We start from the raw sequence: 465 nt of genomic DNA, 5'->3' as shown, positions 1-465 counted from the left end.
TCGCTCGGCACCGAGAGCGGCTAGGACGCGTTCCCGCGGCCCCCGCCGCCCCGCCGCCCCCCTGTCACCCCATCCCACGTCAGAAAGGAGTCCCGTGTTTACCGGACTCATCGAAGAAATCGGCGAGATCGTTGCCGCAGAGGACAACGGCGACTCGCTTCGCCTCACCGTCCGCGGCCCCCTCGTCACCTCGGACGCACAGCACGGCGACTCGATCCAGGTCTCCGGCGTCTGCCTGACCGTCATCGAACAGCTCGACGGCGGTGCCTTCACCGCAGACGTCATGGCGCAGACCCTCAAGATGAGCACGCTGGGCGAGCTCGCCGCGGGCGACGCCGTGAACCTGGAGCGCGCCGCCCGCGCCGACACCCGGCTCGGCGGCCACATCGTGCAGGGCCACGTCGACGGCACCGCGCGCCTGCTGAGCGTCACCCCCGGTGATGCCTGGCGGCAGCTCCGCTTCGG

The 465-nt window shown here is 71.2% G+C and carries 1 protein-coding gene; it reads left to right on the top strand.

Features of this window, described 5'->3' with window-relative positions:
- Positions 1–94: 94 nt before the first annotated feature.
- Positions 95–465: riboflavin synthase (locus tag OOT08_RS11485; protein WP_442916225.1), on the top strand; the 371-nt coding region annotated here is incomplete at its 3' end.

This window comes from Leucobacter sp. M11, from assembly GCF_035726885.1.
Classification (GTDB): Bacteria; Actinomycetota; Actinomycetes; order Actinomycetales; family Microbacteriaceae; genus JAPFRB01.
This window is presented reverse-complemented; position numbering and strand designations above follow the sequence as displayed.